A 501-nucleotide genomic window follows, 5' to 3' on the forward strand; every position below is an offset into this window, starting at 1 on the left:
CACCTGGGCCGACCCCCTCGGCCTCTACCGATGCCCGCAGGACGGTCTCGAACGCCTCTACCGGTCACCACACAGCGGCAACCGCGCCCAGGAGCAGAACGGCCTCGACCCCGCCAACCACCCGGACAACGGCCGGCACCCCGGCACCGCCTACCTCGGCGACACCGAAGGCGTGGCCCAGCAGTACGCGGCCCAGGGCATCTACGAGGACGGCTACTGGGAGTACACGATGCGGCCGGAGTTCACCACGGAGTTCCCGCCGGAGACCTACCGGGTCCCCCACGACAACAAGCCCGGCGAGTACCAGTGGATCATTCCGAGGGACGAGATCCCACGCTTCAACGAGCTCATAGCCGATCGTCAATGGATCAACTTCTACCAGGGGTACGCATGGCCAGACTAGACCCACGCTGGGAGCAGAGCGGGCTCCGCGAGAACCAGATCGTCGAGTGCGTGGTCACCGCCCACCGCGAACACTACGGAGTCGACGTGGAAGTGGTC

The 501-nt window shown here is 66.5% G+C and carries 1 protein-coding gene; it reads left to right on the plus strand.

Going from position 1 to position 501, the window contains the following annotated elements:
* Positions 1-403: hypothetical protein (locus E1265_RS37735; RefSeq protein ID WP_165954037.1), on the plus strand; the 403-nt coding region annotated here is incomplete at its 5' end.
* Positions 404-501 lie beyond the last annotated feature (98 nt).

The organism is Streptomyces sp. 8K308 (genome assembly GCF_004348315.1).
Lineage (GTDB): Bacteria > Actinomycetota > Actinomycetes > Streptomycetales > Streptomycetaceae > Streptomyces.